Source organism: Pseudomonas sp. B21-053 (assembly GCF_026016365.1).
Taxonomy (GTDB): Bacteria; Pseudomonadota; Gammaproteobacteria; order Pseudomonadales; family Pseudomonadaceae; genus Aquipseudomonas; species Aquipseudomonas nunensis.
The window spans coordinates 4,548,934-4,573,440 of record NZ_CP087205.1 but is presented as its reverse complement, the minus strand read 5'-3'; the positions used below and the strand labels follow the sequence as shown (position 1 = coordinate 4,573,440).

The following is a 24,507-nucleotide window of genomic DNA, read 5'->3' as shown; positions in this document are numbered from 1 at the left end:
AAACTGCGGCCATGATAAAGCTTTATCGCTGAGGCGGCGAAGGGCGTTTGCTCGTGGACCCAGGCTGACGGTGAAACTGGCCGGCATGGACACCACCGGCTCAATGTGGGAGCGGGCTTGCTCGCGAAGAGGGAGTGTCAGTCGCCATCATTGTTGCCTGACACACCGCATTCGCGAGCAAGCCCGCTCCCACAGTGGATCGGTGTTTGATCATTAGCGCGGCATATACCCCAACTGCCACCGCCGCGGAATCTTCAACGACAGCAACCCCACCACCCCGGCCAACAACCCGCTGACAAACAACGCCTTGAGCCCAAGATGATGTTCCAGCACCGCACCGAGGATTGCGCCGGCGAACATGCCGGTCCAGGGAATCAACTGCACCCGCCAGCCATTGCGCCGTTCGCCCAGCATCCAGCGCCCCAGGCCCCGGCCAAACCGCGACAGGGCGCCGGTGACGTAGGTCAGGCCGACCGGCAGGCCGTTCACTTCTTCCACGGCCGCATTGAGCATGCCCATGGCGATGATCGCCGCCAGCAGCGCCGGCAGTTGCTCGTCATACGGCCACGCGGCGGCGCCGCAGAGCAGGGTGGCGATACACAACAGCAATGGCAGCGCCCGACGTCCGCCGAGGCGGCTGACGACAATGCCCAGCGCGTTACCGACAATGAACGTTGCCACAAGAATCAACAGCCGCAGCGTCAGCCCAAAGTCGCCATCACTGATCGCCACGGCGAGGCGGGTGGTGTTGCCGCTCATGAAGGACACGAAGTCGCCGCTGGCCATGAAGCCAATGGCGTCGGTCATTCCGGCGAGCACCGACAGCGTGGCCACCAGCGTCATGCCGATGCGCCCACGCCATTTCTGGATATGCAGATGACCCGGGCTGGCCCGGTGAGTCGAGGCGGATGGCAGCATCGGTGCAGGTCGTCCTCAGATAGTGACCGTAATGGTCACTTACTCAATCCATATAACTCGCAATACTCCAGCCAGTCCATGCCAGCCATTTCTGCCACTTCCTTGTGCACTTCCATGCGCTGCGCCTGATAGTCCTCGGCGGTGGCGGCGGTCAGTTGCAACGTCAGCTCCCAGGCAAACAAGTCCAGGCGCTCGGCCTCGGCTTCGAAGGCTTCGTGCAAGCGCTCGTCGCGGTATTGGGCCGGGGTTTCACCCTTGGCCTGGGCGAGCAGGGGGTTGAGATTATCGAGCTCGTGGCGCAATTCCGGGCGCTCATCGAGAAACTTTTTCAGTGCCTGCTCGTGTTGCTGTTCGGTGGCTGCCATGGTCGCTCCTTGCAGGTCAGGTTACGAAGACTGCTTCTTGGCCTTGGCCGCTGCGGCCAGGCATTCGAGGGCGAACTGCTCCGGGTAGGTCATCTGGATCGGCGTGGTTTCGCCCTTGACGGTCCGTTCGCCGTCGAGGATGTAGCGGATCCGCTTGTCGGTGACGCCGATGCGCTTGGCGATCCAGGAAGGGGTCTGACCGATCTGGCTGATCAGCTTGTCCGCGTATTCGGCGGTTGGTTTGTAAAATTCGGCGTTGGGTGTCATGTGGCTTTCCAGAAAAAGAGGTGATGCGCTATTAATTGCGCGACAGGGTGCGCGAATCGTCACGCGGTGTCGCGGTATAAATGAAGTAAAGCAGAACGATACGCCGCGCCACGGTGATACAGTCCGCTTTTTCTTGATGAGCGAACACAATGCGAATTCTGATGGTGGCGCTGGCCGCAACCCTGCTGGCGGGCTGCGCGGGCTCGGTAATGGAAGACTCCCGCACCAAATCCCCGACCAAGGTCCTGAACTCGGACAAACCGGAAAAAGTCGTCGCCCAGTGCGTGCAATTCGCCTGGCAGGACGAAGCTGTATTCGGGGTGGACGCCGGGGCTTATCTGCAGCCGGGCAAGAAGGGTGGTTCGACGGTGTACACCCGGTCGGCGGAAGTGTTTGTGGACTTGAGCAGCGATGCTTCCGGGACGCAGTTGAGTTTCTACTCGCAGCACGACGATTTTGTGAGCAAGCGTCGGTTGGCGGCGTTGGCGACTTGTTTGTAATTGATGGCAGATGAAGATCCCCTGTGGGAGCGGGCTTGCTCGCGAAAGCGGTGTGTCAGTCGACATCAATGTTGAATGTTAAATCGCCTTCGCGAGCAAGCCCGCTCCCACAGGGGGATTTGTGTTTAAAGGGTATGAATCAGGCGCTTCTGGAAAAAGTGGCGCTTATGCCCAGGCGGGTAATCAACAATCTGCCCAAACTCGCTATACCCCAGCTTCTTGTAAAACTCCGGCGCCTGGAAACTGAAGGTGTCGAGCCAGATCCCTACGCATTCATTCTCCTGCGCCAGTTCTTCGGCCATCTGCATCAGTTTCGAGCCCAGCCCCAGTCCCCGGCCTTCTTCCGGCACCGACAACAGCTCGATAAACAGCCATTGGTAAAACACCCGGCCATAAAGTCCGCCGAGAATCTCGCCGTTGTCGTCGCGCACCAGCAACGCAACCGGCTCTGGTTTGGCGAGCCCCGCTTGCGCCGCGTTATAGGCGCGCAGCGGTGCAAGGATGGCCTCGCGCTCTTCGTTGGTGGGATCTTGCGAGCGTTCGATACGCAATCTCATGGCTATGTCCTTATGGCGGTGACCCCGGAGATTATCTGGCTCGCCGACTTTGTTCCATCCCCGAACGCCAGTGGAACCGTCGCTCGCGCGCAGATGTCTAGCCTCTAGAGCGTCAATTCAGAACGCGGCCATGAGGATAGCCAATGAACATTTTCGAAGCCTTGCGCGAAAGCCACGACCGCCAGCGCAGCTATGCGGACGCGCTGATCAAGACCAGCGGCGACACCCCGGAACGGGTCGAAGCCTACAAGCAGCTCAAAGCTGAACTCCAGGCCCACGAGACTGCGGAGGAACGGCATTTCTACATCCCGCTGATGGAGTTCGACAACGGCGTCGACCTGAGCCGGCACGCCATCTCCGAACACCACGAGATGGACGAAATGATGGAGACCCTGGACGAGACCGAGATGTCGGATCCGACGTGGCTGGTGACGGCGAAAAAACTCTCCGAGAAGGTCCATCACCACCTGAAGGAAGAAGAGCAGAAGTTCTTCCAGATGGCCGGCAAGTTGCTCGACGACAAGCAGAAAGAGTCCCTCGCCGGCAAATACGAAAAGGAATACAAGGAACAACTTTCTTGAGCTGAGAAGGGTTCCGATTGCTGCCTCGCACTGTAGGTCTTCGCCTACAAGGGCTGTAGGAGTTGGCTCAAAGTACTGGCTGTATATCCAGTATTTTCGGGGGATTACCCAAGCAGGCAGCAGCGGCAACGAGAATCCGCTCGGTGGACAAAAAAAGCAGCTCCGTTAGGTTGAAGGCCTCTCCTCAGGAAGGAGAGTTCATCAATCAACGGAGTGAAAAAAATGAACAAACCACAGACTCAACCCGAACTGCGACACGGTCGTGTCACATCCCCTTCCAGCCGCGGCGCGGTCGCTGTCGAGCTGGGACTGCTGGGTAACTGGCAGGTCAACGAGATGGAAGGCGGCAAGAACTTCCCGTCGCTGACTGCCGGCCCGTTCCCGGCGCCGTATCAAACCGACAGTGACAGCGTTACGCCTCCGGCCGATGGTTTCATCCTCAGCGGCGGCAAGACCGATGCCCGTGACTGCATCAACTTCACCAACGAAGAACTGAGCAAAAAACTCAACCGACCGTTTGCCTGGCCGCTGCTGAACGTCGACCCTGGCCAGACTTTCAAGGTCACCTGGGAATACACCGCGCCGCACGTCACACGTGGTTATCGCTGGCTGATCACCAAGGATGGCTGGGATTCGAAGCAGCGCATCTCCCGCGCACAGCTTGAAGCCAAGCCGTTCGCCGAGGATTTCTACACCCAGGTCCCGTACTACAGCCATTCCGCCGAAATGAAGGCCAAGGTCAACCACGAAGTGACACTGCCGGCCAACAAAAAAGGCCATCACGTGATCGTGTTGATGTGGATCGTCGCCAACACCGGCAACGCCTTCTATCAAGCGTTCGACGTGGACTTCAAGTAAGTCCGCAGCGTTAACCCACCCCCGTTCTGAAGGAATAGAACATGTCTAAATTCGACTTTACGTTATTGAAATCTGCCGTCAGCGACGCTGCGTCGTTGATGCCGAGCATCGCCGGCAAGAAGATCCTCATGGGCTTCTGGCACAACTGGCCTGCGGGGCCGAGCGACGGTTACCAGCGCGGCCAGTTCGCCAACATCGCGCTGCAGGATGTGCCGAAGGATTACAACGTGGTGGCCGTGGCCTTCATGAAAGGCAACGGCATCCCGACCTTCAAACCGTACAACCTGTCCGATGCCGAGTTCCGACGCCAGGTCGGCGTGCTGAACAGCCAAGGCCGCGCGGTGCTGATTTCCCTCGGTGGCGCCGATGCGCACATCGAATTGCACAAAGGCAACGAGCAGCCACTGGCTAACGAAATCATCCGCCTGGTGGAAACCTATGGTTTCGATGGCCTGGACATCGATCTTGAACAGAGCGCGATTGATTTCGCCGACAACAAGACCGTCCTGCCTGCCGCGCTGAAACTGGTCAAGGACCACTACGCCGGTGAAGGCAAACACTTCATCATCAGCATGGCGCCGGAATTCCCATACCTGACCACCGCTGGCAAATACGTCGGTTACCTCCAGGCCCTGGAAGGTTATTACGACTTCATCGCCCCGCAGTATTACAACCAGGGCGGTGACGGGATCTGGGTGCAAGAAGCCAACAACGGCAACGGTGCGTGGATCGCCCAGAACAATGACGCGATGAAAGAAGATTTCCTGTTCTACCTGACCGAAAGTCTGGTGAGCGGGACTCGCGGGTTCACCAGGATCCCGGCGGACAAGTTTGTCATCGGCCTGCCGGCCAACGTCGACGCGGCGGCCACCGGTTACGTGATCAACCCGGCGGCAGTGGTGAATGCCTTCAAGCGTCTGGACGCCAAAGGGCTCTCGATCAAAGGCCTGATGACCTGGTCGGTGAACTGGGACAATGGCGTCAACAAGGACCACGTGCCGTACAACTGGGAATTCAGTCGTCGCTACGGGCCGTTGATCAACGGCAAGCGGTTGTCTTCCCATGAGGAAGCCTTCGCGGCAACCGAAGTCGCCAACCCGCTGTAAAAAAGAAGCCCGGCAGAGATGCCGGGCTTTTTGGTTTTCGCCTACCATGGGGATCCTCTCACGAAAAAAGGATGCGTTGTGATGGCGAATACAGCCGACCGGGTCAACCTCGTTGACTCCCAGGTGTTGTCCCACGACTGGTACCTGCTGAAGAAAATCACCTTCGACTATCAGCGTAACAACGGCGAATGGCAGCGCCAGACTCGCGAGGTCTATGACCGTGGCAATGGTGCGGCGATTCTGCTGTTCAACCGTGAGAAGCGGACCGTGGTGCTGACGCGTCAGTTTCGGCTGCCGGTGTTCGTCAACGGTCACGATGGTTTGCTGATCGAAGTGGCCGCCGGACTGCTGGAGGGCGCCGATCCCGAAGAACGCATCCGCGCTGAAGCCGAAGAAGAAACCGGCTATCGCGTTCATCACGTGCAGAAAGTCTTCGAGTCCTACATGAGCCCCGGTTCGGTGACCGAGAAACTGCATTTCTTCATCGCCGAATACGACGCTGCGTCGAAAGTCAGTGATGGCGGCGGGCTGGAGGAAGAGACCGAAGAGATGGAAGTGCTGGAGTGGAAATTCGACGAGGCACTTGAGGCGTTTTATCGCGGAGAGATCTGCGATGCGAAGACGATTATGTTGCTGCAATATGCGGCGATGAAGAACCTCTTCGCCCCCGCTTAAGGCCAGGGTAGGAGCTGCCGAAGGCTGCGATCTTTTGATCTTTTAATGCAGAGGCAAGATCAAAAGATCGCAGCCTTCTGCAGCTCCTACAGGGTGGTGTCTGGGTCAGTCAGAACAGGTCGCCCGTCCGGCCCACCCCCGACCACTCGCAACCTTCCAGCGTCAGCAATCTCTCCTTCGCCTCAAGCCCTCCCGCAAACCCGGTCAACTTCCCCGACGCCCCGATCACCCGGTGGCATGGCGCCACAATTGAAATCGGGTTCTTGCCATTCGCCGCGCCCACCGCCCGAACCGCGCTGGGATTACCGATCTGCTCGGCAATCTGGCTGTAGCTGCGGGTCTCGCCAAACGGAATGGTCAGCAGCGCCTGCCAGACCTTTTTCTGAAAATCGGTCCCGGCAAAGTCCAGCTCCAGGTCGAAGCGGTTTCGTGTGCCGGCAAAGTATTCCTGCAACTGTTGAACGGTGCGCAACAGGATCGGGTTGTCCGGCGCTTCATCCATCGGCCCGAGTCGTACCCGGTTCGGTTTGTCGTTTTCCCAGAGGATGGCCGCCAGTCTCGAACCGTTCGCGACCAGCTTCAACTCGCCAACCGGGGAGGTCATGGTGGTGAAGGTGTAGCGCATGCCGGCGAACTCCGAAAACGGCTGAATAGAGCGCAAGCATACTGCCTGATCGGGGAGGCGCAATACGTAATCCCAGCCATACTGGCTACTGCTCTTGAAGCGTTCCCTCTGTTATTGCAGAGCCTAAAAACAAAAAAGAGACCGAATCATGAAGTTCGAACCTTTTGCCAAATCGCTGATTGCGACCACATTGGCGCTCAGTTGCCTCAGTGCTTACGCAGCCTCCGTGGCCCCGGTTGCGGCTGAAAACGGCATGGTGGTCACGGCCCAGCATCTGGCCAGCCACGTCGGCGTGGATGAACTGAAGAACGGCGGCAACGCGGTAGATGCCGCAGTCGCGGTTGCTTATGCGCTGGCGGTGGTCTATCCCGCAGCGGGCAACCTGGGTGGCGGCGGTTTCATGACCATTCAACTGGCGGACGGGCGCAAGACCTTCCTCGATTTCCGCGAAAAAGCCCCGCTGGCCGCTACCGCCAACATGTACCTGGACAAGGACGGCAACGTCGTTCCGGACCTGAGCACCCGTGGCCACTTGGCCGTGGGCGTGCCGGGCACCGTGTCCGGCATGGAACTGGCCCTGAGCAAATACGGGACCAAACCGCGCAAGGAAGTGATAGCGCCAGCCATCAAGCTGGCTGAAGACGGTTTTGAGCTGGAGCAGGGCGATGTTGATCTGCTGGAGTACGCCACCGATGTCTTCAAAAAAGACATGCGCGACTCGGGCTCGATCTTCCTGAGCAACGGCGAGCCGATGCAGGTCGGGCAGAAGCTGGTGCAAAAAGACCTCGCGAAGACCCTGCGGGAAATTTCCGAGAAGGGCGCCGACGGTTTCTATAAAGGTTGGGTGGCCGACGCCATCGTCACCTCCAGCCAGGCCAACAAAGGCATCATCACCCAGGCCGACCTCGACAAATACAAAACCCGCGAACTGGCCCCGGTGGAGTGCGATTACCGTGGCTACCACGTGGTCTCGGCGCCACCGCCAAGCTCCGGCGGTGTAGTGATCTGCGAGATCATGAACATCCTCGACGGCTACCCGATGAAAGACTTGGGCTACCACTCGGCCCAAGGCATGCACTATCAGATTGAAGCGATGCGCCACGCCTATGTGGACCGCAACAGCTACCTCGGCGACCCGGATTTCGTGAAGAACCCGATCGCCCATCTGCTGGACAAAAACTACGCGACCAAACTGCGCACCGCGATTCAACCGCAGAAGGCCGGCGTGTCCCGCGAGATCAAACCCGGCGTAGCGCCGCATGAAGGCAGCAATACCACGCACTTCTCCATCGTCGACAAATGGGGCAACGCGGTCTCGATGACCTACACCCTCAACGACTGGTTCGGCGCCGGGGTCATGGCGAGTAAAACCGGGGTCATCCTCAACGATGAAATGGACGACTTCACCTCGAAAATCGGCGTGCCGAACATGTACGGCCTGGTGCAAGGGGAGGCCAACGCCATCGCGCCCGGCAAGGCGCCGCTGTCGTCCATGAGCCCGACCATCGTGACCAAGGACGGCAAAGTGGTGATGGTGGTCGGCACGCCGGGTGGCAGCCGCATCATCACCGCGACCTTGTTAACCATACTCAACGTGATCGACTACGGCATGAACATCCAGGAAGCCGTGGATGCGCCGCGTTTCCATCAGCAGTGGCTGCCGGAAGAAACCAATCTGGAGACCTTCACCACCAGCCCGGACACGGTGAAGCTGCTCGAAAGTTGGGGGCATAAGTTCGCCGGGCCGCAGGATGCCAACCATGTGGCGGCGATCCTGGTCGGCGCGCCTTCACTGGGCGGCAAACCGGTGGGCAAGAACCGCTACTACGGGGCGAATGATCCGCGCCGCAATACGGGGCTGTCGCTCGGTTATTGAAGGTTGTCATCAGAGGGGGACGGAGGTATTTTCCGTCCCCTGGCTCACTGATTAATCGAGGAAGGAACCCCATGACCACCGCATTACTCATCATCGACGTCCAACAAGCCCTGTGCAGCGGCGAGTACGAGTGCTTTGAGGTCAAGCGCGTCATCGAGAACATCAATGGCCTGAGCGCCAAGGCCAGGGAAACCGGGGTTCCTGTCGTGTTGATCCAGCACGAAGAAAAGGGCGACCTGCTGCAACACGGCTCCAAGGGCTGGCAGTTGGCCGATGGCCTGGAGACTTCATCGCAAGATTTGCGTGTGCGTAAAACCACCCGGGATTCGTTCTACCAGACCCACCTGCAAGCATTGCTGCAAGACCAGGGCACTGATCGCCTGATTATCTGCGGCCTGCAAACCGACTATTGCGTCAACGCCACCGTGCGCCAGGCCCTGAACCTGGGCTACGACGTGGTGCTCGCCGCCGACGCGCATTCCACCGTCGACAACGGTAACGTCGCGGCCGAAGAAATCATCGCCGAACACAATGCCGACCTGGCCCATTTGACGGGGCCTGTGGCGCGGATCGACGTCCTGCCGACCGCGCAAATACGCGTCTAAACCGCAGCTCTCCAACAGAAAAACACCCGAGGCGACTCATGGTTGTCGCCCCGCGGCCGATCTTTAGTGATCGCGCGGGTGCGCGATTGCGCCTGCCTTCCAGAAACGAATAGTGGACTGATCACAATGACCGGAGTTGTCATGAAACACCTCAAGCTCGCCTGCCTGTTACTGGCAACCACTGCGCTGTTCGGCTGCGCAACCAGCCGCTCGGTGGTCGACATCAATACGCCGCCTGCGGCAAACGGCAATGGCCAGAAAGTGTTTATCAGCGTGTTGGACGAACGCCGTTTCGAACTCAAGCCTGAACTCCCCGAGATCCCGTCCCTCAAGGAAGGCGAAATCACCGATAAATCCATCACCGAACGCGCCATCGCCCGTAAACGCAACGGCTACGGCAAAGGGCTGGGCGACGTGTTGCTGCCAGAAGGCACCAAGCTCAGCGATCTGATCGCCAAGAGCATCGCCGCAGCCTACGGTCAGGCGGGATATCGGGTAGTGCCGAGCAGCGAAAAAACCGTCGATACCCAAGCGGTGACCGTGCACGTCATCGAATTCTGGTCGTGGATGTCGCCAGGTTTCCTGACGGTCGGCGTGAACAACAAAGTGCACTTGAAAGTGGATACCGGCACCTCGAAGCCAATGGTCGAAATCTTCGGGCAGAATCGCGAAGGCGTTCAGGCCGTAACCGACAACGACTGGAAGGAAAGCACTGAACAGGCGCTGAAAACCGTCACTGACACCATGGCCAAGAATCTGTAAGCCTTGGAGTCAACGAAACGGGCGCCATGAGGCGCCCGTTTTCATTAACGTCTGTGCTCAAATCAAGAATGGAATCTGCCCATGCCCCTCACGTTCTCTCCCGTCATCGTCACAACGTTGCTTTTAGCCGCCTCCGGCGTCGCCCACGCCAGCAGCTTCGACTGCACCAGCGCCACCAGCCCCACTGAAAAAGCCATCTGCGCTGACGCCTACACCTCGAATCTCGACCAGAAGCTGGGTGAACTGTGGAGCGCCACGCTGCCCAAAGTCGCTGATCCCAAGGCGCTGAAGACCGACCAGCGTCAGTGGCTGAAACAGCGTAATCAGTGCTCGGATAACCTCAGTTGTTTGCGGCAGAAGTACCAGATGCGCATCACCGAACTCGGGCACATGACCACGCCGTTCTCGTGGGACGCCACTTGGCAGATGATTGCGTGGGGTGTATCGACCGGTGGCGAGTTGAAGACCAAGCGTAAGGATTCGACTCACATAACGTTCGATGTCTTGGGTGCGAGTGGCGCCAACATGGGCAATCTGGACGGTATAGCCACGCTCAACGGTACGACGGCGCATTATTCCGAGGGCGATTGTGCGCTGACCTTCATCGCCATGAACGGCGTGCTTGATGTCAGTCAGGAGGGCAGTGATGCCGATTGCGGGGCGGGGATGGGCGTATTTTATGCCGGACGATACGTGGCATCGGAGCAATCCCTGGCGGCGGAAAACGACTTGCTCAGCGTAGGATTAGTGCGTACTCGGCAGGAAGACGATGTACTGCACAACTTGCTCAAGGACGACTATCAACGGTTGGTCGAGAGCAGCAGTTCGAGAACCATTGGCGACGCATCCAGCGATGTGCCTGGCGCTGAAGTCGATGAAATGTGGGTACGCGGGCTCGGCGGTATCAACGCTTCCATTTTCATGCACACCACAGACTCACGCTTCTGGCTGGTGTTGATAGTCAGCGACTCGCGGGGCAACCTCCGGGCCCGTTACTACACCAATGTCCCGAGCTGGAAAGGGCGCCTGCCCGAAACACTCAAGCGTTGGTATGACAAACGGGCGGCGGCCGGGTCTCTGCCGCTGGACATCATGCCTTAGACCGGTTGATTCGTATCAATGGCGTGACCGAGGTGGGATTTTGTTCGGTTTTTGCCGTGTTTAAACATGTATTTGAGTGAGTGTTTAAGGACACCCGGTGTTACGTCATAAACGGCTACAACGCCTTGCGCCTTTACCTACGCGTACGCCAGAATCCGCTGGCTTGTGCGCTTTGACCCCGGCCTCTATCGTTTACCTGCCACTGCTTATCAGTGGTCGGGTTTAGTAGCCCGGTGGTTACCGGTAAGGTGCATGAGCGCCATTCAGTCAGGTCATTCGATGCCTGCACTTGATGGTGGTTGTGCGTAGGGCGCCCTTGGGCGCGCCGGGCTTGCTGGTTCCACCGGTCTACTAACCTGCGTACAGCCGCCACCCTTCTTTTAGTAGAGAACGGTTGCGGCCCCAATTTTGGAATCTGATCTATGTTCAAAGTAACGCCGAATCCCCCGCATACACGTCCAGTACCCTACGACGCCTCTCTCGATCTTGACCCCAAGAAAATGAAAGAGGCCGCCGATCGCGCACTCAACTTCTACCTGAACCCCGGGGCGACGAAAACGCAGATACCGCCCCGCAGCCCCAACACCATCTTCACCATCGAGGCCGCGGTGGATGACGAAGCGTTGCTGGTCCAGGCCTACGACTCGTTTTCATTGGCCAGCGTCATGGCCAGCGATTTCGCCGAGCAGATGGAAGGCCCGCAACGCAAGAGGATGCTGCTGTTGCTGCAGGTGATCACAATGGGTGAGCTCGCGGTCAATCGCGTACTGGATAACCACAAACCTGGGTAGCAGCCAGGCACATCCCTGTAGGAGCGAAGCTTGCTCGCGAAGGCGTCGGACCTGACCCACGCGTCATCGTTCTTCGCGGGCAAGCCTCGCTCCTACACATAGATCCAAATCATGCCCAGGAGCGACGCTCACCTGTGGCGAGGGGGCTTGCCCCCGTTGGACTGCGCAGCAGCCCCCAAAAACTCAAGTAGCAAACAAAACCCCACCAATCGCCCCGACCCGCTCCGGCACCACACCCCCCAACACCAACCGGGTAATCGTCGCCGCTGCTTGCTGATAATCCCCATCCTCCGGCACTTGCCGCCCGGTGATATGCGCCATCTGCCAACCGAGGTTGGTATAGGTGCGCGTCGCCGACCAGATAAACAGCATCAAGTGCTCCGGATCCACCGGCGCCAGCAACCCGCGTTCGATCCAGCTGCGCAGGCAGTCGACATTGCGCTGCGCCTCGGCATACAACAAATCCCGACACTCCTCAGGCAACTGCCGTCCCCCCAGCAACAACTCGCCACTGAACACCTTGGCAATGTGCGGATGTTCCCGCGCAATGCGGATCCGCGCCGCGATGTACGCCTGCAATCCCACCACCGGATCATCGCTCTCGCGCAGCACTGCCGACGCTTCCAGCAACGGCTCGACAAACCCGAGCAGCACCTTGGCGTAAAGGTTTTCCTTGCTCTTGAAGTAGTAATACAGATTCGCCTTCGGCACCCCCGCACGCGCCGCGATGTCCCGGGTCTGAGTGGCGTCGAAACCTTTGGCGGCAAATTCCTCGCTGGCGGCGGCCAGGATCAGGTGCTGATTGCGTTGGCGAATACTGGTCATGAGGCAGGAACAAAAGAGGAGGGCATGAGGGCGTCTTGAAAAATCGGTTTCGTAATATACAAAACTATACAGCGAATGAGCCAGAAGCGAGTCGTCGGATTGCAGGTGCGGTCGCCCAAATCAAAAGGGCAGCCCGGCATCCGTGTCCTACACTGAATGGGGCTTCGGCCCTGCATAGTCAAACGCCGACAGATGCACCATCCAACTGGAGGCATTCCCATGAAAATTGTCGTCATCGGCGGAACTGGCCTGATTGGCACCCAGCTCTGCAATAACCTTCGCCAGCGCGGACACGACGTCCTCGCTGGCTCACCCAGCACCGGCATCAACGCCCTGACCGGCGAAGGCCTCGACGCGGCGCTGAGCGGCGCCGAAGTGGTGGTCGACGTCGCAAACTCGCCGTCCTTCGAAGACGCCGCCGTATTGGAATTCTTCGAAACCTCCGGCCGCAACCTGTTCGCCGCCGAGAAAGCCGCCGGCGTGAAACACCACGTGGCGCTGTCCGTCGTCGGCACGGAACGCATGCTCGACAGCGGTTACTTCCGCGCCAAAATGGCCCAGGAAAAACTGATCAAGGATTCGGGCATTCCCTACTCGATCCTGCGCGCCACGCAGTTCTTCGAATTCATCGGCGCCATCGCCCAATCCGGCGAGCAGGGCAACAGCACGCGTTTGCCCGCCGCCGACCTGCAACCGATCGCTTCGGCGGATGTTGCGGCGGCACTGGCCAACATTGCCGAGCAACCGCCGACGAACCAGACGCAAGAAGTGGCCGGTCCTGATCGGCTGCCGATCGCCTCGTTCGTCCAAGCCTACCTGAAACACAACGATGATCCGCGAGAGGTGATTTCGGACGCCGAAGCCACCTATTTCGGCGCGCCCATCGACGACCGCTCACTGACCCCCGGCGCCAATCCGATCATTGGCGCGACTCACTTCGATGCATGGCTCAAAGGTAATTAGCGGATAGACGGGTGGCGGTCGCCCGTACGGGATCGCCACCGATCTGCTGTTGGCCACCCAGATGAGGAAACCCTCATGCACCTCCATTCTTTCTTCGCCTTACTGCCGTTGTTGTGCACCGGACTGGCAATGGCTGCCCCCGAGCCACCGGTCGTCAAACCCGTAATGGAACAGGCGCTGCCCGACTACCCCGGAAAAGAAGTGCTGATGATCACCGTCGAATACCCGCCCGGCGGCGCCGATCCAGTGCATCGCCACGACGCGCATGGCTTTATCTACGTGCTCGAAGGCTCCATCGTCATGGGCGTGAAGGGCGGCAAGGAGGTCACGTTGCTGCCGGGGCAAAGTTTCCATGAAGGGCCGGACGACGTGCACACGGTGGGACGAAATGCCAGTCAGGACAAACCGGCGAAGTTTTTGGTTTTTCTTTTGAAGGAGAAGGGCAAGCCAGCGGTGATTCCGGTGGATTGATCGCAAGTACTGCCAGGTCAATGCTTGCACTCCGCCAACACCACCTGGCAAGTATCCGGCGTGCCGCCGGAGCGGCCGGCATAACGCATGCAATTATCCAGGGATTTCTTGCGCGCCATGCTCAAGGTGTCGCCCCAGGCCAGTCCGCCCTCGCCAGCAGTCGGCAGCGCTTTCGCATAACAGCTGGAGCCTACGCTTGAAGCCGAATAACGCGCCTTGGCCGATTTGCCGGCACATCCCGACATCTGCGCCAGGCTGATCGCGAGCAGGGAAAGCAGGATCCATGACGAGCATTGGCGTGCTGTGTGTCCGGTCATCCCGATTCCCCTGTGGCAAGAGGCTGAGGCAGGTTGGTGCGTGTGTTCTCTTAATATTAGACGGTGTACGGGGAGTGCCTTTCCTTTAATAGACCTGAGCTGGACGCGATTCCTGCGTCTATGGCATGGTCGGATGAATACGCCATGTCGCCAACAGGATAAGAACAATGGGGGAGGGTAACGACGTTACTTCCATGGCCACGCTCAACGCCTTCAACCGCTGCGTGTTGCACCTCGGTCGCCTGGCCCGGGAGCGCGGCGCCTCGCAATTCATCGAAGAGGGCCTGCTGGCCTTCAGCGAACTGGTGCCGTTCGCTTCGGCGTGGTGGGGCGAGATGTCCGCCTCCGCCGCCGATGCGCCGCCCAAGAGCTGGATGCACGGGCGCATCAATCTGCCGGAGTCGTTTGCCGTCGAATGGCACAAAGGGGCCGACAGTGACAGCTTCTCCCATGACACCTTGAGTCAGCCCGGCGAGGTCGTGCGCGAAAGCGGATTCGACAATCTGAACGATGTGGTGGACGCGTTTGCGCGGCGCCACGATCTGTACCACGCAATGTGCATCACCTTCGAATTGCCCGAAAGCGGCTTGATGTTTTTCGTCTGTCTCTACCGTGGGGAACACGCGCCAGTGTTCAACGACAGCGAAGCCGATTTGTTTTCGGCGTTCTGCGATCACTTGCTGCAACTGTGGCGATTCCAGGTGCAGGACATGATTCGCTTCAACACCGGCAGCGGGGCGACCGATTTTGGCATCGCGCGACTGGACGGCAGTCTGCTGTATGTCGGCGCCAGTCTGTGCGCCGCCATCCAGCGTGAGTTGCCTGGGTGGAGCGGTTCGACGCTGCCGTCTGAGGTGATCGCGCAACTGCCGAAAGCGCCGTGCGTGATCCGTCTCGGTCGCTGCGCGTTGACGCTGAGTCCGAACGCCGAGCACGTGATTCTGTCTCTCGAAACGCAAGCGCGCGGGGCAGTGCTGGCGCCACGGGAACGCACGGCGGCGATGCTGTTCGCCGCCGGCCATTCCTACAAAGAGATTGCCAAAACCCTCGGACTGAGCCCGGCCACCGTGCGCACTTACCTGCGCAACTGCTATTTGCAACTCGGCGTGAAGAGCAAGGTGGAACTGGGTTCTGTCCTGCGTTCGCCGTCGCACGACACCCGCCGTACTCCCCATTAATTGCCTGACCCTCCTCATTTGTGGAGGTCCGGATTTCGACTGCGCGCTATAGGGTAGGCCCTGCCTGCCACAGGCTGGCGCGACAGTCTGTTCGGGCACTTCAAAACTATAAAAACAGAGGTGAGGCAGTTGAAACTTTCCAGGCTATTTATCGCGGTTGCCGCGACGACAGCATTCGCCAGTGTGGGGTTGGTGGGGTGTCAGACCCAAGGTTCGAGCGGCGCCGACATGGTGATGCGCAACGGCTATGTCTACACCGTCGACGGTAAGAATTCGGTGCAACAGGCGATTGCCGTAACCGGCGGCAAGATCGTGTATGTCGGCAGCGATGCAGGCGTTGCTGCCTACATTGGCAAGCAGACGCAACTGATCGACCTGGCCGGGCGCATGCTGATGCCGGGCTTTATCGATGGGCACATGCATCCCGGTGATGGCGGCCGCGCGATGACCTTGTGCGACCTGAAATACCAGACCATGACCCGCAAAGTCTTTCAGGAAACCATTCAGGCCTGCCTCGATGCAGACAAGGACAAGGGGCCTGATGTGTGGCTCGAAGTCGGCAGTTGGGATCGCATGGGCATGGACGGCCTCGACGGCGACCCGGACAAATCGACTCTGGACGCGCTCAAGACCAAACGACCGATTCAGGTGCGTTCCACCGATTTCCACACCGTGCTGACCAACTCTCGTGGCCTGGAAGTGGCCGGCATTACCAAACAAACGCCTAACCCGAGTGACGGCAAGTACGTGCGTGACAAGGCCGGCAACCCGACTGGCATTTGTGAAGACGGCGCCGCCGACACCATGGCCGCCGTGGTGCCGCCCGCCACCGATGCCGAGAAACTGACCCAGACCCGCGCCGCCCTCGACGCCATGCGCCAGCAAGGCATCACCAGTTTCTTCGACGCCTTGTCCGGCCCGGAAAATGGCAAGGCCTTCACCACGTTGCAGCAGTCCGGCGAACTGACCGCACGGGCCTTGCTGGCGATCAAGCTCGACCCGGCCGCCGCAGCGGCAGACCCGACGAAAACCATCGCCGACGCCAAGGCCCTCGCCAACACTTACGACCAGGGCGAAACCAAGGTCGCGCCGGGCGTGAGCATGCGCCACGTCAAATTGTTCATGGACGGCATCATCAACGCGCCGGCGGATACCGGGGCAATGTTGACGCCGTACCTGCACAACGCCGGCACCGACAAGGCACCGAAGTGGGCGCCGGGCAAAAACGTCGGCGAGCTGTACTTCCCGCCGCAAGTGCTCAATCCGCTGCTGCTGAAAGCGGTCGAGGCCGGTTTTGATCCGCACCTTCACGCCACGGGCGACCGGGCGGTGCGCGATTCCTTGGACAGCATCGAATACGTGCGTCATCAGCTGCCGGGCAACGCATTTCGCCCGACCATTACCCACAACGAGTCCGTGGACCCGGCCGACTATCCGCGCTTCAAGGCGCTGGACGTGACCGCCAACATGTCGTTCCAGTGGGCCCAGCAGGCGCCGTCTACCGTCGATGGCACCAGTGATCACCTCGGGGCTGCGCGTTTTGCGCGGATGGAACCGTCGGGCAGCATCGCCCGTGCGGGTGGTCGCATCGCCTATGGCAGCGATTGGCCGGTGGACCCGCTCGACGAATTTCTCGCGCTGAAAATCGGCGTCACCCGCTCGGGCGATCCGCTGAACCCGCACAGCTACGGCCCAAAATACGCTGGCAAGGTGAATGGCGACCCGGGACTGTCGCGCTCGGAAGTCCTGCGTGCCATCACCCAAAACGCTGCCGAGCAGTTGAAACTGGATGCGGTGGTCGGTTCGGTCGAGGTCGGCAAGTTCGCGGACTTGATCGTGCTGGACAAGAATTTCATGCAGGTGCCCGAGGATGAACTGGCGCGCAACAACGTGCTGTTGACCATGGTCGGCGGCAAAGTGGTGTGGGCCAAGGCGCCGTTCGTGGGCGTTGTACAACAACAATAAAAAAATACCACCCGCCATTAATACCGATCAGTGCGAATCGTGGTGGCAGCCGAACGCATCGCTCCCTGTAGCAGCTGGCGTAGCCTGCGTTCGGCTGCGAAGCAGTCGTCAATTCGGCTCACGCGGTTTGCCTGATGTACCGCGTGCCCTGGTTTCACGACTGCTTCGCAGCCGAACGCAGGCTTCGCCAGCTGCTACGCCGGACGCAGCTTCGCTTGCTCGGTATTGGCGTCTACCTTTTCTGAAGAGCACGTCGCAATGACTCAACAACGAAATCCCTTGATCGAGACCCGTTCGATCGATTACATCCCCGAGGCCGAGCGCCATGGCAGCCTCTACAGCCAGTTCACCTTGTGGCTTGGCGCCAACCTGCAAATCACCGCCATCGTCACCGGCGCACTGGCGGTGGTGCTCGGCGGTGATGTGTTCTGGTCGCTGATTGGCTTGCTGATCGGCCAGTTGCTCGGCGGCGCGGTGGTCGCCCTGCATGCCGCGCAAGGGCCCAAGCTCGGGCTGCCGCAGATGATCTCCAGCCGGGTGCAGTTCGGCGTCTACGGCGCGGCGATTCCAATAGTGCTGGTGTGCCTGATGTACCTCGGTTTCAGCGCAACGGGCGCGGTGTTGTCGGGGCAGGCGATTGCGCAGTTGATCAGTGTCAGCGACAGCACCGGCATCCTGATCTTCGCCGCGTGCATCGCGTTCCTGACGATCTTCGGCTATCGCGTGATCCACTGGGTGGGCAGGGCGGCGAGCGTGCTGGGCATCATTGCCTTTGCCTATCTGTTTACCCGGCTGATGACCGTCAACGACATCGGCCTGTTGCTGGAAAACCGCCACTTCGGCTGGAGCACTTTCCTGCTGGCGGTATCGCTGTCGGCGTCCTGGCAGATCGCGTTTGGGCCTTATGTGGCGGACTACTCGCGCTACCTGCCGAGCAAGACGTCTTCGTGGAAAACTTTTGCCGCCGTCGGCCTCGGTACGGTGCTGGGCGCGCAGGCTTCCATGGTGCTCGGGGTGTTCGCGGCGGCATTGGCCGGTGCGAACTTTCGCGGTCATGAGGTGGCGACTATCGTCGGATTGGGCAGCACCGGCGTGATGGCGTCGCTGCTGTATTTGAGCGTGGTGTTCGGCAAGGTCACGGTGTCGACGCTCAACGCCTATGGCAGCTTCATGTGCGTGGCGACGATCATCAGCGGCTTTCGCAGTCGCCTGGAAATCACCGCCCGCCAGCGCATGGTGTTTGTGCTGCTGATTGTCGCCGCGTCCACCACGCTGGCGCTGCTGGGGCAGTACTCGTTCCTGAACTCGTTCAAGTACTTCATCCTGTTTCTGCTGACGTTCTTCACGCCGTGGAGCGCGATCAACCTGGTGGATTATTACTTCATCAACAAGGAGCGTTATGACATCCCGGCACTGTCCGACCCGGCGGGGCGATATGGTCGGTGGAATGGACGCGGGATCGGCGTGTATGTGATCGGGGTGTTGATCCAGTTGCCGTTTGTGGACACGCATTTCTACTCAGGACCGATGGTGGCGCAGCTCGGTGGCGTGGACATTTCGTGGATCGTAGGGCTGGTGGTGCCGGGGGGGCTTTACTACGGGTTGGCGAGGAATTCAGTGATGGCGGTGTCTTCGGAGCAGCAATCGAAGGCTTGAAACAAGCGAAACGGCGATGAACGCTTACACTCGTTGCTGGGTGTTTGCGTTTTCTTGGAATCAAGCCAAACACACTCCCTGTTGTAGCAGCTGGCGAAGCCTGCGTTCGGCTGCGAAGCAGTCGTCATACCTGGACGCGAGGTCTTCCTGATGCACCGCGCTGCCTGATATTACGACTGCTTCGCAGCCGAACGCAGGCTTCGCCAGCTGCTACAGGGGCGCGTTGTGACTTAAGTTTGTTCAACCCGTACGGAGACGATCACCATGGCCATCCACGCCCAACGCGCCGACGTCAGCCACCTCGACCAAGTCGCCAACCTGTTCGACGCCTACCGAGGCTTCTACAAGCAACCCTCCAACCTGCCGCAATCCCGAGCCTTCATCGCCGAACGCATCGCCCAGGATGAATCCGCGATCTTCCTCGCCCTGGACGACAACGGCGACGCGCTGGGCTTCGTCCAGCTCTACCCGACGTTTTCCTCCATCGACGCCCATCGCACCTGGCTGCTCAGCGACCTCTTCACCACACCTACTGCTCGGGGGCGCGGGGTAGGGACGTTACTGATGAACACCGCCCGCGCGTTTGCGCTATCGACGGGCGCGAAGGGGTTGGTGCTGGAAACGGCGACGGACAACTTTGGTGCGCAGCGGTTGTATGAGTCGTTGGGGTACGTGCGGGATACGGGGTATTACACGTATTGCCTGGATTTGAAGCAGGGGTGATAGCGTAATCCTGTCAGTTTAATGAGAGAGGCAAACTTCCCTATTAGCCCGTAGCCCTCAGGAGAATCATTAGGCAGAATGCCGACAAGACAATTACCTCGAAAAAATGGATTTTATGAGACGAGTATTTTTGCTGTTGCCCCTTTTCCTGTCACTGTCGGGCTGTGAAAAAATCGCCAATGCTCCAGGCGCAAACCAGGGAAATGCCACCTCTTCAGCTGCGACTCCGTCAGCACCAGCGCCAGCCCCGACTGAGAAGTTTGTCTATAAATTTGAAATCAACACAGGCTCACCTGAGCAAGCGCTCGAGACATGGTGGCGCTATCTTGGTGCCATGGCTGCTGTCGCGGACGCTAACTGCAAAACAATCATCAAAGAACGCACAGACGAATTTGATGTGAGCAGAGTTGCGACAGGAGAAGTGGTGCAGTCCTTCAAAAGTCGCGGGCGACTGTGCAAAAAGACCGTTTACAAGCGAGAGATTATCGAGGTAAAGCAGGAGACTGAGGTGCGGGCTATCGCGACTGTCAAAGTCACTAATGTGACCCCATCTTCTGTGAGCCACACTGAAGATGATGAGGAAATCCGAAATACGGGTGAAACACTCAGATACCTCGTCGAAAAGACAGCAAATGACTGGAAGGTATCGCAGGTTTACAAGTATCGCGCCTCCAATACGTTGATCGATAAGGACGAGTGGGCAGCCGAGTACAATCCCTACGTTGAAAGCTATCCGATCTACATTTTGGACGATCAGTAATTTCATGACCGCCCTGCGTTAAACATCAACTCACCACACGTCTCGTCGCCAGGGCCCATTTGTGGCGCCGTGGTTAACGGAATTCGTCGGGGCTTGTTAGACAATTGCGTCGAGGTTGAATGTGATGGCGGCACCGTAACGGTCCAGTGGGATGGAACCTGTCTTTCTCATCGGACCGATAGAGGCCGTTTTTTCAGGCACTATCACGGACAGCTTATTACAGGTTTCATGACTCCCTTGTCCGTGACGAACAGAAGGCTCGGGCTCAAGCAATCAAGCAAGGTGTCTTCGTCGGGCCTATCAGTCACTTCCAACCACTGGCCCCCCAAGCCCCAATTCCGTAACATCCCCACCCCTCATTCCCCGCAACTCCCGTGGCCAGTTCCATCGGTCCGCTTTTCAGGTAAGTCATGAAACCACAACGTCTGCGCGCCGATGCCCTGGCCGGGCTCACTACATCCTTTGCGTTGCTGCCCGAATGCATCGCCTTTGCCCTGGTCGCTCATCTCAACCCACTGATGGGCCTGTACGGCGCGTTCATCATTTGCACGTTGACCGCGCTGTTCGGCGGGCGGCCGGGGATGGTGTCCGGTGCTGCCGGGTCGATGGCGGTGGTGATTGTGGCGTTGGTGGTGCAGCACGGCGTGCAGTACTTGCTGGCCACGGTTTTGCTCGGTGGGTTGATCATGATGGCGTTCGGGCTGTTGCGGCTTGGCAAACTGGTGCGCATGGTGCCGCACCCGGTGATGCTCGGTTTCGTGAATGGCCTGGCGATCATCATTGCGCTGGCGCAACTGGAGCATTTCAAGAGTGGCGAGACTTGGCTCAGTGGCACGCCGCTGTATGTGATGAGTGGGTTGGTGGCGCTGACGATGGCGATTGTCTACTTGCTGCCACGGCTGACTCGCGCGGTGCCGCCGGCATTGGTGGCGATTCTGGGTGTCGGGTTGGCGGTGTATCTGTTGGGCTTGCCGACGCGCACCTTGGGCGACATGGCGCACATTGCCGGTGGCTTGCCGAGCTTCGCGTTGCCGGACATTCCGTGGAACCTGGACACCCTGCGCATCATCGCGCCCTATGCGATTCTGATGGCGCTGGTCGGCCTGCTGGAAACCCTGCTGACCCTGAACCTCACTGACGAAATCACTGAGAGCCGTGGCTACCCGGATCGCGAGTGCGTGGCGCTGGGCGCGGCGAATATGGTGTCGGGTGCGTTCGGCGGCATGGGCGGTTGCGCGATGATCGGCCAGACCGTGATCAACCTCAGTTCCGGTGGCCGTGGCCGACTTTCAGGCGTGGTCGCCGGGGTGATGATTCTGCTGTTCGTGCTGTTTCTGTCGCCGCTGATTGAGCGTATTCCGCTGGCGGCGCTGGTCGGCGTGATGTTCGTGGTGTCGCAGCAGACATTCGCCTGGGCCTCGTTGCGGGTGATCAACAAAGTGCCGCTCAATGATGTGCTGGTGATCATCGCCGTGACAACCATCACCGTGTTCACCGACCTGGCGACTGCCGTGCTCTGCGGGATCATCATCGCCGCGCTCAACTTCGCCTGGCAGCAGGCCCGCGAGCTGTACGCAGACACCTATCTGGAAACTGACGGTAGCAAACTCTATCGCTTGCACGGCACGTTGTTCTTTGCCTCGACCACGCCTTTTCTCGACCAGTTCGACCCTGCCAACGATCCTGCCCAAGTGACCCTCGATTGCCGTCACCTGAGCTTCGTCGACTACTCGGCCATCGCCGCGTTGAAGACGTTGCGTGAACGCTACGACAAGGCGGGCAAGCACCTGCGGGTGTTTCACTTGTCGGAGCGCTGCAAGCAAATGCTCAAACGCGCGGGCGGGGATTACCACTGATGAGCTTCAGCGCTCCCGCAGAAGCTCATCGACCACGCCCATAAAGGCCTCGACCAGCAGCGAGCGTCCTTGGGTTCGCGTGAGTATCAGCAATTGTGCGCACGCTTCGGGATCGGCCAGTGGCCGGTAGGTCACACCCTTTTTGGCCAGGGTCTTGGTGCACTGGGGCACCAGCGCGACGCCTCTGCCAGCGGCCACAAGGGCGATGATCGAGGTGATCTGGCGCCCGGACGGGCCGGGTCGCATGGGCAACCCGTTACGTCGGTACAGATGCTCGATGGACTCATTGAGCCCTGAGCCATAATCCGCCGGAAACTGAATCAACGGGTGCGCGCTGAGCTCGGCCAGGGTGACTTCGTCCTGGCTGGCCAGCGGATTGTCGCTGGACAGGGCGGCCACCAAAGGTTCTCCGCCCAGCGACAAGACCTGCACCTCGGTCTGTCCGTTTTCAGGCAGCAGTCGGCTCATGCCGATGTCGATGCGGCCATCGATCACTTGCGAATACAGACTGCTGGACGCACTTTCCACCAGGGTCAACTGGACATCCGGGAAGCGCTGGGCGAAGGCCTGGATGGTCTGGCTGAACAGATCCGACAGCGCAATCGAACTGGCGTACCCCAGCGCCAATTGCCCGGCCGTTCCGGCGGCCAGCTTGCCGGCGATGACTTCGGTCAGGCTGGCCTGGTCGAGTACGGCGCGGGCGTACGGCAGGAAATGCCGGCCCTGTGCAGTGAGCGTGACCGTGCGGCTGGTGCGATCGAACAGGCGAAAGCCCAGCTCGGATTCCAGGGCCGAAATCTGTCGGGTCAGGGGTGGCTGGGCGAGGTGCAGGCGCAACGCTGCGCGGCCAAAGTGCAGCTCTTCGGCGACCGTCAAAAAGTAACGTAACTTGCGTAGGTCAAGCATCCTGTTCCTTGGGTATTGATCGGTCCGAATTCGGTATTGGTGTTCGGCAGGCTGCGTATTCTATAAAGACCTCCGAGGAGAAAACGAGAGGTCTCATGAATTCGCGCCTGCACAGTGCTCGCGTCGCCCTGTTCCTGTGTGGCTGTGCGGCTTTTCTCAACCTCTATTCAACCCAGAGCATCCTTCAGGAGTTTGCCCTGAGTTTTCAGGTGAGCGCCCGCCAGGCGGGATGGAGCATCACGGTCACCACACTGGCAGTCGCCATCACCGCCCCCTTTATCAGTCGCCTGACCGGTCGCTTCGAGCAACGCTCGGTGATTGTCATCGCGTCGCTGCTGTTGGCGGTGCCCGCACTGCTGACCGCGCATGCGGGCAGCTTCGCCGAATTACTGGTCTGGCGCTTCGTTGAAGGCATGCTGATCCCGGTGGTTTTCGCCACCAGCGTAGCCTACATCGGCGACCGCTGGAGCGGTGGCACCGTCACCGAAATCACCAGCCTTTATGTCGCGGGCACAGTGCTGGGCGGTTTTGCCGGGCGCTTCGTGTCGGGGATCATGACCGAGTACGTGGGCTGGCGGGAAGCCTTTGAGCTGCTGACGGCGATAAGTTTGCTGGTGGGCGTGGCCATCTATTTCCTGTTGCCGGCCAATCCAGTGTTGGTGGCCAAGGCCTCGCCTGTTCGCCTGCGAGGGTTTCGCGAGCTGTGCAGCAAACCCTTGCTGGCCGCGTATGGCGTCGGTTTTTGTGTGTTGTTCTCCCAAGTGGCGACCTTTACTTACGCGGGGCTGTACCTCAGTCAGGCGCCGTTCAACCTGGGTGCGGCGGCGCTGGGGACGATTTATGCGGTGTTCCTGTTGGCGCTGGTGGTCATCCCGATTGCCGGACGCCTGAGCAAAGCCCGGCCGCAAGCCGAATTGCTGACCGGTGCGGTTTTGCTCGGCGTCTGTGGCTCGGTCCTGACCTTGCTGCCGTCGCTGTGGCTGATCGTGCTGGGCCTGGCCCTGAGTTCGACCGGGGTGTTTCTCGCCCAGGCGTCCGCGAATGCCTTCATCACTGCAACGACCCCACACAACAAGGGCGGGGCAGTGGGGCTGTACCTGACGGGTTATTACCTGGGCGGCAGTTTCGGCGCGGTCGTCCCCGCGATGATCTGGAGTCGTTGGGGCTGGCAAGGCTGTGTGGCGCTGATTATCGGCTTCCAGTTGTTGTCGTTGCTGATCGCCTTGACTGGCTGGAAACCCCTCAAACCCGATACACCGGTCGCGCGCGGCCGCAGCGGTGAACCTGCCTGATTCATCAT

The 24,507-nt window shown here is 59.6% G+C and carries 26 protein-coding genes and 2 pseudogenes; 20 read left to right on the top strand and 8 right to left on the bottom strand.

Annotated elements, in window-relative coordinates; genetic code table 11:
• Nucleotides 1-213: 213 nt before the first annotated feature.
• Genes LOY68_RS20490 through LOY68_RS20480 form a run of 3 tightly spaced genes read right to left on the bottom strand, consistent with a single transcriptional unit; the run spans nucleotide 214 to nucleotide 1,550 of the window.
• Nucleotides 214-918 carry a YoaK family protein gene (locus LOY68_RS20490; protein WP_163913797.1) on the bottom strand — a complete coding sequence of 235 codons (705 nt, stop codon included), beginning with the start codon at nucleotides 916-918 and terminating at the stop codon, nucleotides 214-216.
• Nucleotides 919-953: 35 nt separating this feature from the next.
• Nucleotides 954-1,283, bottom strand: coding sequence for a DUF6388 family protein (locus LOY68_RS20485; RefSeq protein WP_054053622.1), 330 nt, complete (start codon nucleotides 1,281-1,283; stop codon nucleotides 954-956).
• 21 nt (nucleotides 1,284-1,304) lie between these two features.
• Nucleotides 1,305-1,550 carry a hypothetical protein gene (locus LOY68_RS20480; protein WP_054053620.1) on the bottom strand — a complete coding sequence of 82 codons (246 nt, stop codon included), beginning with the start codon at nucleotides 1,548-1,550 and terminating at the stop codon, nucleotides 1,305-1,307.
• Nucleotides 1,551-1,699: 149 nt separating this feature from the next.
• Here LOY68_RS20480 and LOY68_RS20475 point away from each other — a divergent pair, with 149 nt between their 5' ends.
• Entirely contained in the window at nucleotides 1,700-2,050 is a 351-nt protein-coding gene (locus tag LOY68_RS20475; RefSeq protein WP_054614135.1) for a hypothetical protein, read from the top strand.
• A gap of 125 nt (nucleotides 2,051-2,175) precedes the next feature.
• Here the strand turns inward: LOY68_RS20475 and LOY68_RS20470 are convergent, their stop codons facing one another.
• A complete protein-coding gene (locus LOY68_RS20470) occupies nucleotides 2,176-2,607 on the bottom strand; it encodes a GNAT family N-acetyltransferase (protein WP_265039474.1) in 432 nt (143 codons plus the stop codon).
• Nucleotides 2,608-2,750: 143 nt separating this feature from the next.
• Here LOY68_RS20470 and LOY68_RS20465 point away from each other — a divergent pair, with 143 nt between their 5' ends.
• The 4 genes and pseudogenes from LOY68_RS20465 to LOY68_RS20450 all read left to right on the top strand — a co-directional run bounded on the left by LOY68_RS20465 (nucleotide 2,751) and on the right by LOY68_RS20450 (nucleotide 5,827).
• Entirely contained in the window at nucleotides 2,751-3,188 is a 438-nt protein-coding gene (locus LOY68_RS20465; protein ID WP_054614137.1) for a hemerythrin domain-containing protein, read from the top strand.
• Nucleotides 3,189-3,410: 222 nt separating this feature from the next.
• Nucleotides 3,411-4,046: a lytic polysaccharide monooxygenase auxiliary activity family 9 protein gene (locus tag LOY68_RS20460; RefSeq protein WP_163913803.1), complete on the top strand. Its 636-nt coding sequence runs from the start codon at nucleotides 3,411-3,413 to the stop codon at nucleotides 4,044-4,046.
• A gap of 41 nt (nucleotides 4,047-4,087) precedes the next feature.
• Nucleotides 4,088-5,089 (top strand): annotated as a pseudogene (locus LOY68_RS20455) (chitinase); the annotation flags it as partial.
• Nucleotides 5,090-5,233: 144 nt separating this feature from the next.
• Nucleotides 5,234-5,827, top strand: a complete 594-nt coding sequence (locus LOY68_RS20450; RefSeq protein WP_265039473.1) for an NUDIX domain-containing protein — start codon at nucleotides 5,234-5,236, stop codon at nucleotides 5,825-5,827.
• 109 nt (nucleotides 5,828-5,936) lie between these two features.
• On the opposite strand, the gene LOY68_RS20445 is transcribed toward LOY68_RS20450, so the two are convergent.
• Complete coding sequence (locus LOY68_RS20445; RefSeq protein WP_265045817.1) at nucleotides 5,937-6,452, bottom strand: methylated-DNA--[protein]-cysteine S-methyltransferase; 516 nt, start codon at nucleotides 6,450-6,452, stop codon at nucleotides 5,937-5,939.
• A 148-nt stretch (nucleotides 6,453-6,600) separates the two neighbouring features.
• On the opposite strand from LOY68_RS20445, the gene ggt reads away from it, so the two are divergent.
• The 5 genes from ggt to LOY68_RS20420 all read left to right on the top strand — a co-directional run bounded on the left by ggt (nucleotide 6,601) and on the right by LOY68_RS20420 (nucleotide 11,587).
• Nucleotides 6,601-8,328: a gamma-glutamyltransferase gene (ggt, locus tag LOY68_RS20440; RefSeq protein ID WP_163913808.1), complete on the top strand. Its 1,728-nt coding sequence runs from the start codon at nucleotides 6,601-6,603 to the stop codon at nucleotides 8,326-8,328.
• 71 nt (nucleotides 8,329-8,399) lie between these two features.
• Nucleotides 8,400-8,933, top strand: coding sequence for a cysteine hydrolase family protein (locus LOY68_RS20435; RefSeq protein ID WP_265039472.1), 534 nt, complete (start codon nucleotides 8,400-8,402; stop codon nucleotides 8,931-8,933).
• 141 nt (nucleotides 8,934-9,074) lie between these two features.
• Nucleotides 9,075-9,695, top strand: coding sequence for a hypothetical protein (locus LOY68_RS20430; RefSeq protein ID WP_054614143.1), 621 nt, complete (start codon nucleotides 9,075-9,077; stop codon nucleotides 9,693-9,695).
• Nucleotides 9,696-9,776: 81 nt separating this feature from the next.
• Nucleotides 9,777-10,796, top strand: coding sequence for a lysozyme inhibitor LprI family protein (locus LOY68_RS20425; RefSeq protein WP_265039471.1), 1,020 nt, complete (start codon nucleotides 9,777-9,779; stop codon nucleotides 10,794-10,796).
• A 422-nt stretch (nucleotides 10,797-11,218) separates the two neighbouring features.
• A complete protein-coding gene (locus tag LOY68_RS20420) occupies nucleotides 11,219-11,587 on the top strand; it encodes a DUF6124 family protein (RefSeq protein ID WP_054053597.1) in 369 nt (122 codons plus the stop codon).
• Between the two features lie 183 nt (nucleotides 11,588-11,770).
• Here the strand turns inward: LOY68_RS20420 and LOY68_RS20415 are convergent, their stop codons facing one another.
• A complete protein-coding gene (locus LOY68_RS20415; RefSeq protein ID WP_265039470.1) occupies nucleotides 11,771-12,412 on the bottom strand; it encodes a TetR/AcrR family transcriptional regulator in 642 nt (213 codons plus the stop codon).
• 219 nt (nucleotides 12,413-12,631) lie between these two features.
• Between LOY68_RS20415 and LOY68_RS20410 the strand changes: the two genes are divergently transcribed.
• Entirely contained in the window at nucleotides 12,632-13,375 is a 744-nt protein-coding gene (locus LOY68_RS20410; RefSeq protein WP_265039469.1) for an SDR family oxidoreductase, read from the top strand.
• A 75-nt stretch (nucleotides 13,376-13,450) separates the two neighbouring features.
• A complete protein-coding gene (locus tag LOY68_RS20405) occupies nucleotides 13,451-13,846 on the top strand; it encodes a cupin domain-containing protein (protein ID WP_265039468.1) in 396 nt (131 codons plus the stop codon).
• 17 nt (nucleotides 13,847-13,863) lie between these two features.
• On the opposite strand, the gene LOY68_RS20400 is transcribed toward LOY68_RS20405, so the two are convergent.
• Nucleotides 13,864-14,163 (bottom strand): hypothetical protein, encoded by a 300-nt coding sequence (locus LOY68_RS20400; RefSeq protein ID WP_265039467.1) that lies wholly within the window; start codon nucleotides 14,161-14,163, stop codon nucleotides 13,864-13,866.
• Between the two features lie 167 nt (nucleotides 14,164-14,330).
• Here LOY68_RS20400 and LOY68_RS20395 point away from each other — a divergent pair, with 167 nt between their 5' ends.
• From LOY68_RS20395 to LOY68_RS20365, 7 genes and pseudogenes are all read left to right on the top strand, one after another.
• Nucleotides 14,331-15,341, top strand: a complete 1,011-nt coding sequence (locus LOY68_RS20395; RefSeq protein ID WP_265039466.1) for a helix-turn-helix transcriptional regulator — start codon at nucleotides 14,331-14,333, stop codon at nucleotides 15,339-15,341.
• Nucleotides 15,342-15,470: 129 nt separating this feature from the next.
• Entirely contained in the window at nucleotides 15,471-17,306 is a 1,836-nt protein-coding gene (locus LOY68_RS20390) for an amidohydrolase (protein ID WP_265039465.1), read from the top strand.
• A gap of 258 nt (nucleotides 17,307-17,564) precedes the next feature.
• The gene (locus tag LOY68_RS20385) at nucleotides 17,565-18,962 is read left to right on the top strand and encodes a purine-cytosine permease family protein (protein ID WP_265039464.1); all 1,398 of its coding nucleotides are present in this window, start codon (nucleotides 17,565-17,567) and stop codon (nucleotides 18,960-18,962) included.
• Nucleotides 18,963-19,226: 264 nt separating this feature from the next.
• Nucleotides 19,227-19,685 carry a GNAT family N-acetyltransferase gene (locus LOY68_RS20380; RefSeq protein ID WP_265039463.1) on the top strand — a complete coding sequence of 153 codons (459 nt, stop codon included), beginning with the start codon at nucleotides 19,227-19,229 and terminating at the stop codon, nucleotides 19,683-19,685.
• A gap of 115 nt (nucleotides 19,686-19,800) precedes the next feature.
• The gene (locus tag LOY68_RS20375; protein WP_265039462.1) at nucleotides 19,801-20,445 is read left to right on the top strand and encodes a hypothetical protein; all 645 of its coding nucleotides are present in this window, start codon (nucleotides 19,801-19,803) and stop codon (nucleotides 20,443-20,445) included.
• Nucleotides 20,446-20,505: 60 nt separating this feature from the next.
• Nucleotides 20,506-20,677: pseudogene (locus LOY68_RS20370) on the top strand (diaminopimelate epimerase); the annotation flags it as partial.
• A 178-nt stretch (nucleotides 20,678-20,855) separates the two neighbouring features.
• Entirely contained in the window at nucleotides 20,856-22,301 is a 1,446-nt protein-coding gene (locus LOY68_RS20365) for a SulP family inorganic anion transporter (RefSeq protein WP_265039461.1), read from the top strand.
• Between the two features lie 6 nt (nucleotides 22,302-22,307).
• On the opposite strand, the gene LOY68_RS20360 is transcribed toward LOY68_RS20365, so the two are convergent.
• Nucleotides 22,308-23,207: a LysR family transcriptional regulator gene (locus LOY68_RS20360; RefSeq protein ID WP_265039460.1), complete on the bottom strand. Its 900-nt coding sequence runs from the start codon at nucleotides 23,205-23,207 to the stop codon at nucleotides 22,308-22,310.
• 95 nt (nucleotides 23,208-23,302) lie between these two features.
• Between LOY68_RS20360 and LOY68_RS20355 the strand changes: the two genes are divergently transcribed.
• On the top strand, nucleotides 23,303-24,499 hold the full coding sequence (locus LOY68_RS20355) for an MFS transporter (RefSeq protein ID WP_265039459.1): 1,197 nt from the start codon (nucleotides 23,303-23,305) through the stop codon (nucleotides 24,497-24,499).
• The last annotated feature ends 8 nt before the right edge of the window (nucleotides 24,500-24,507 follow it).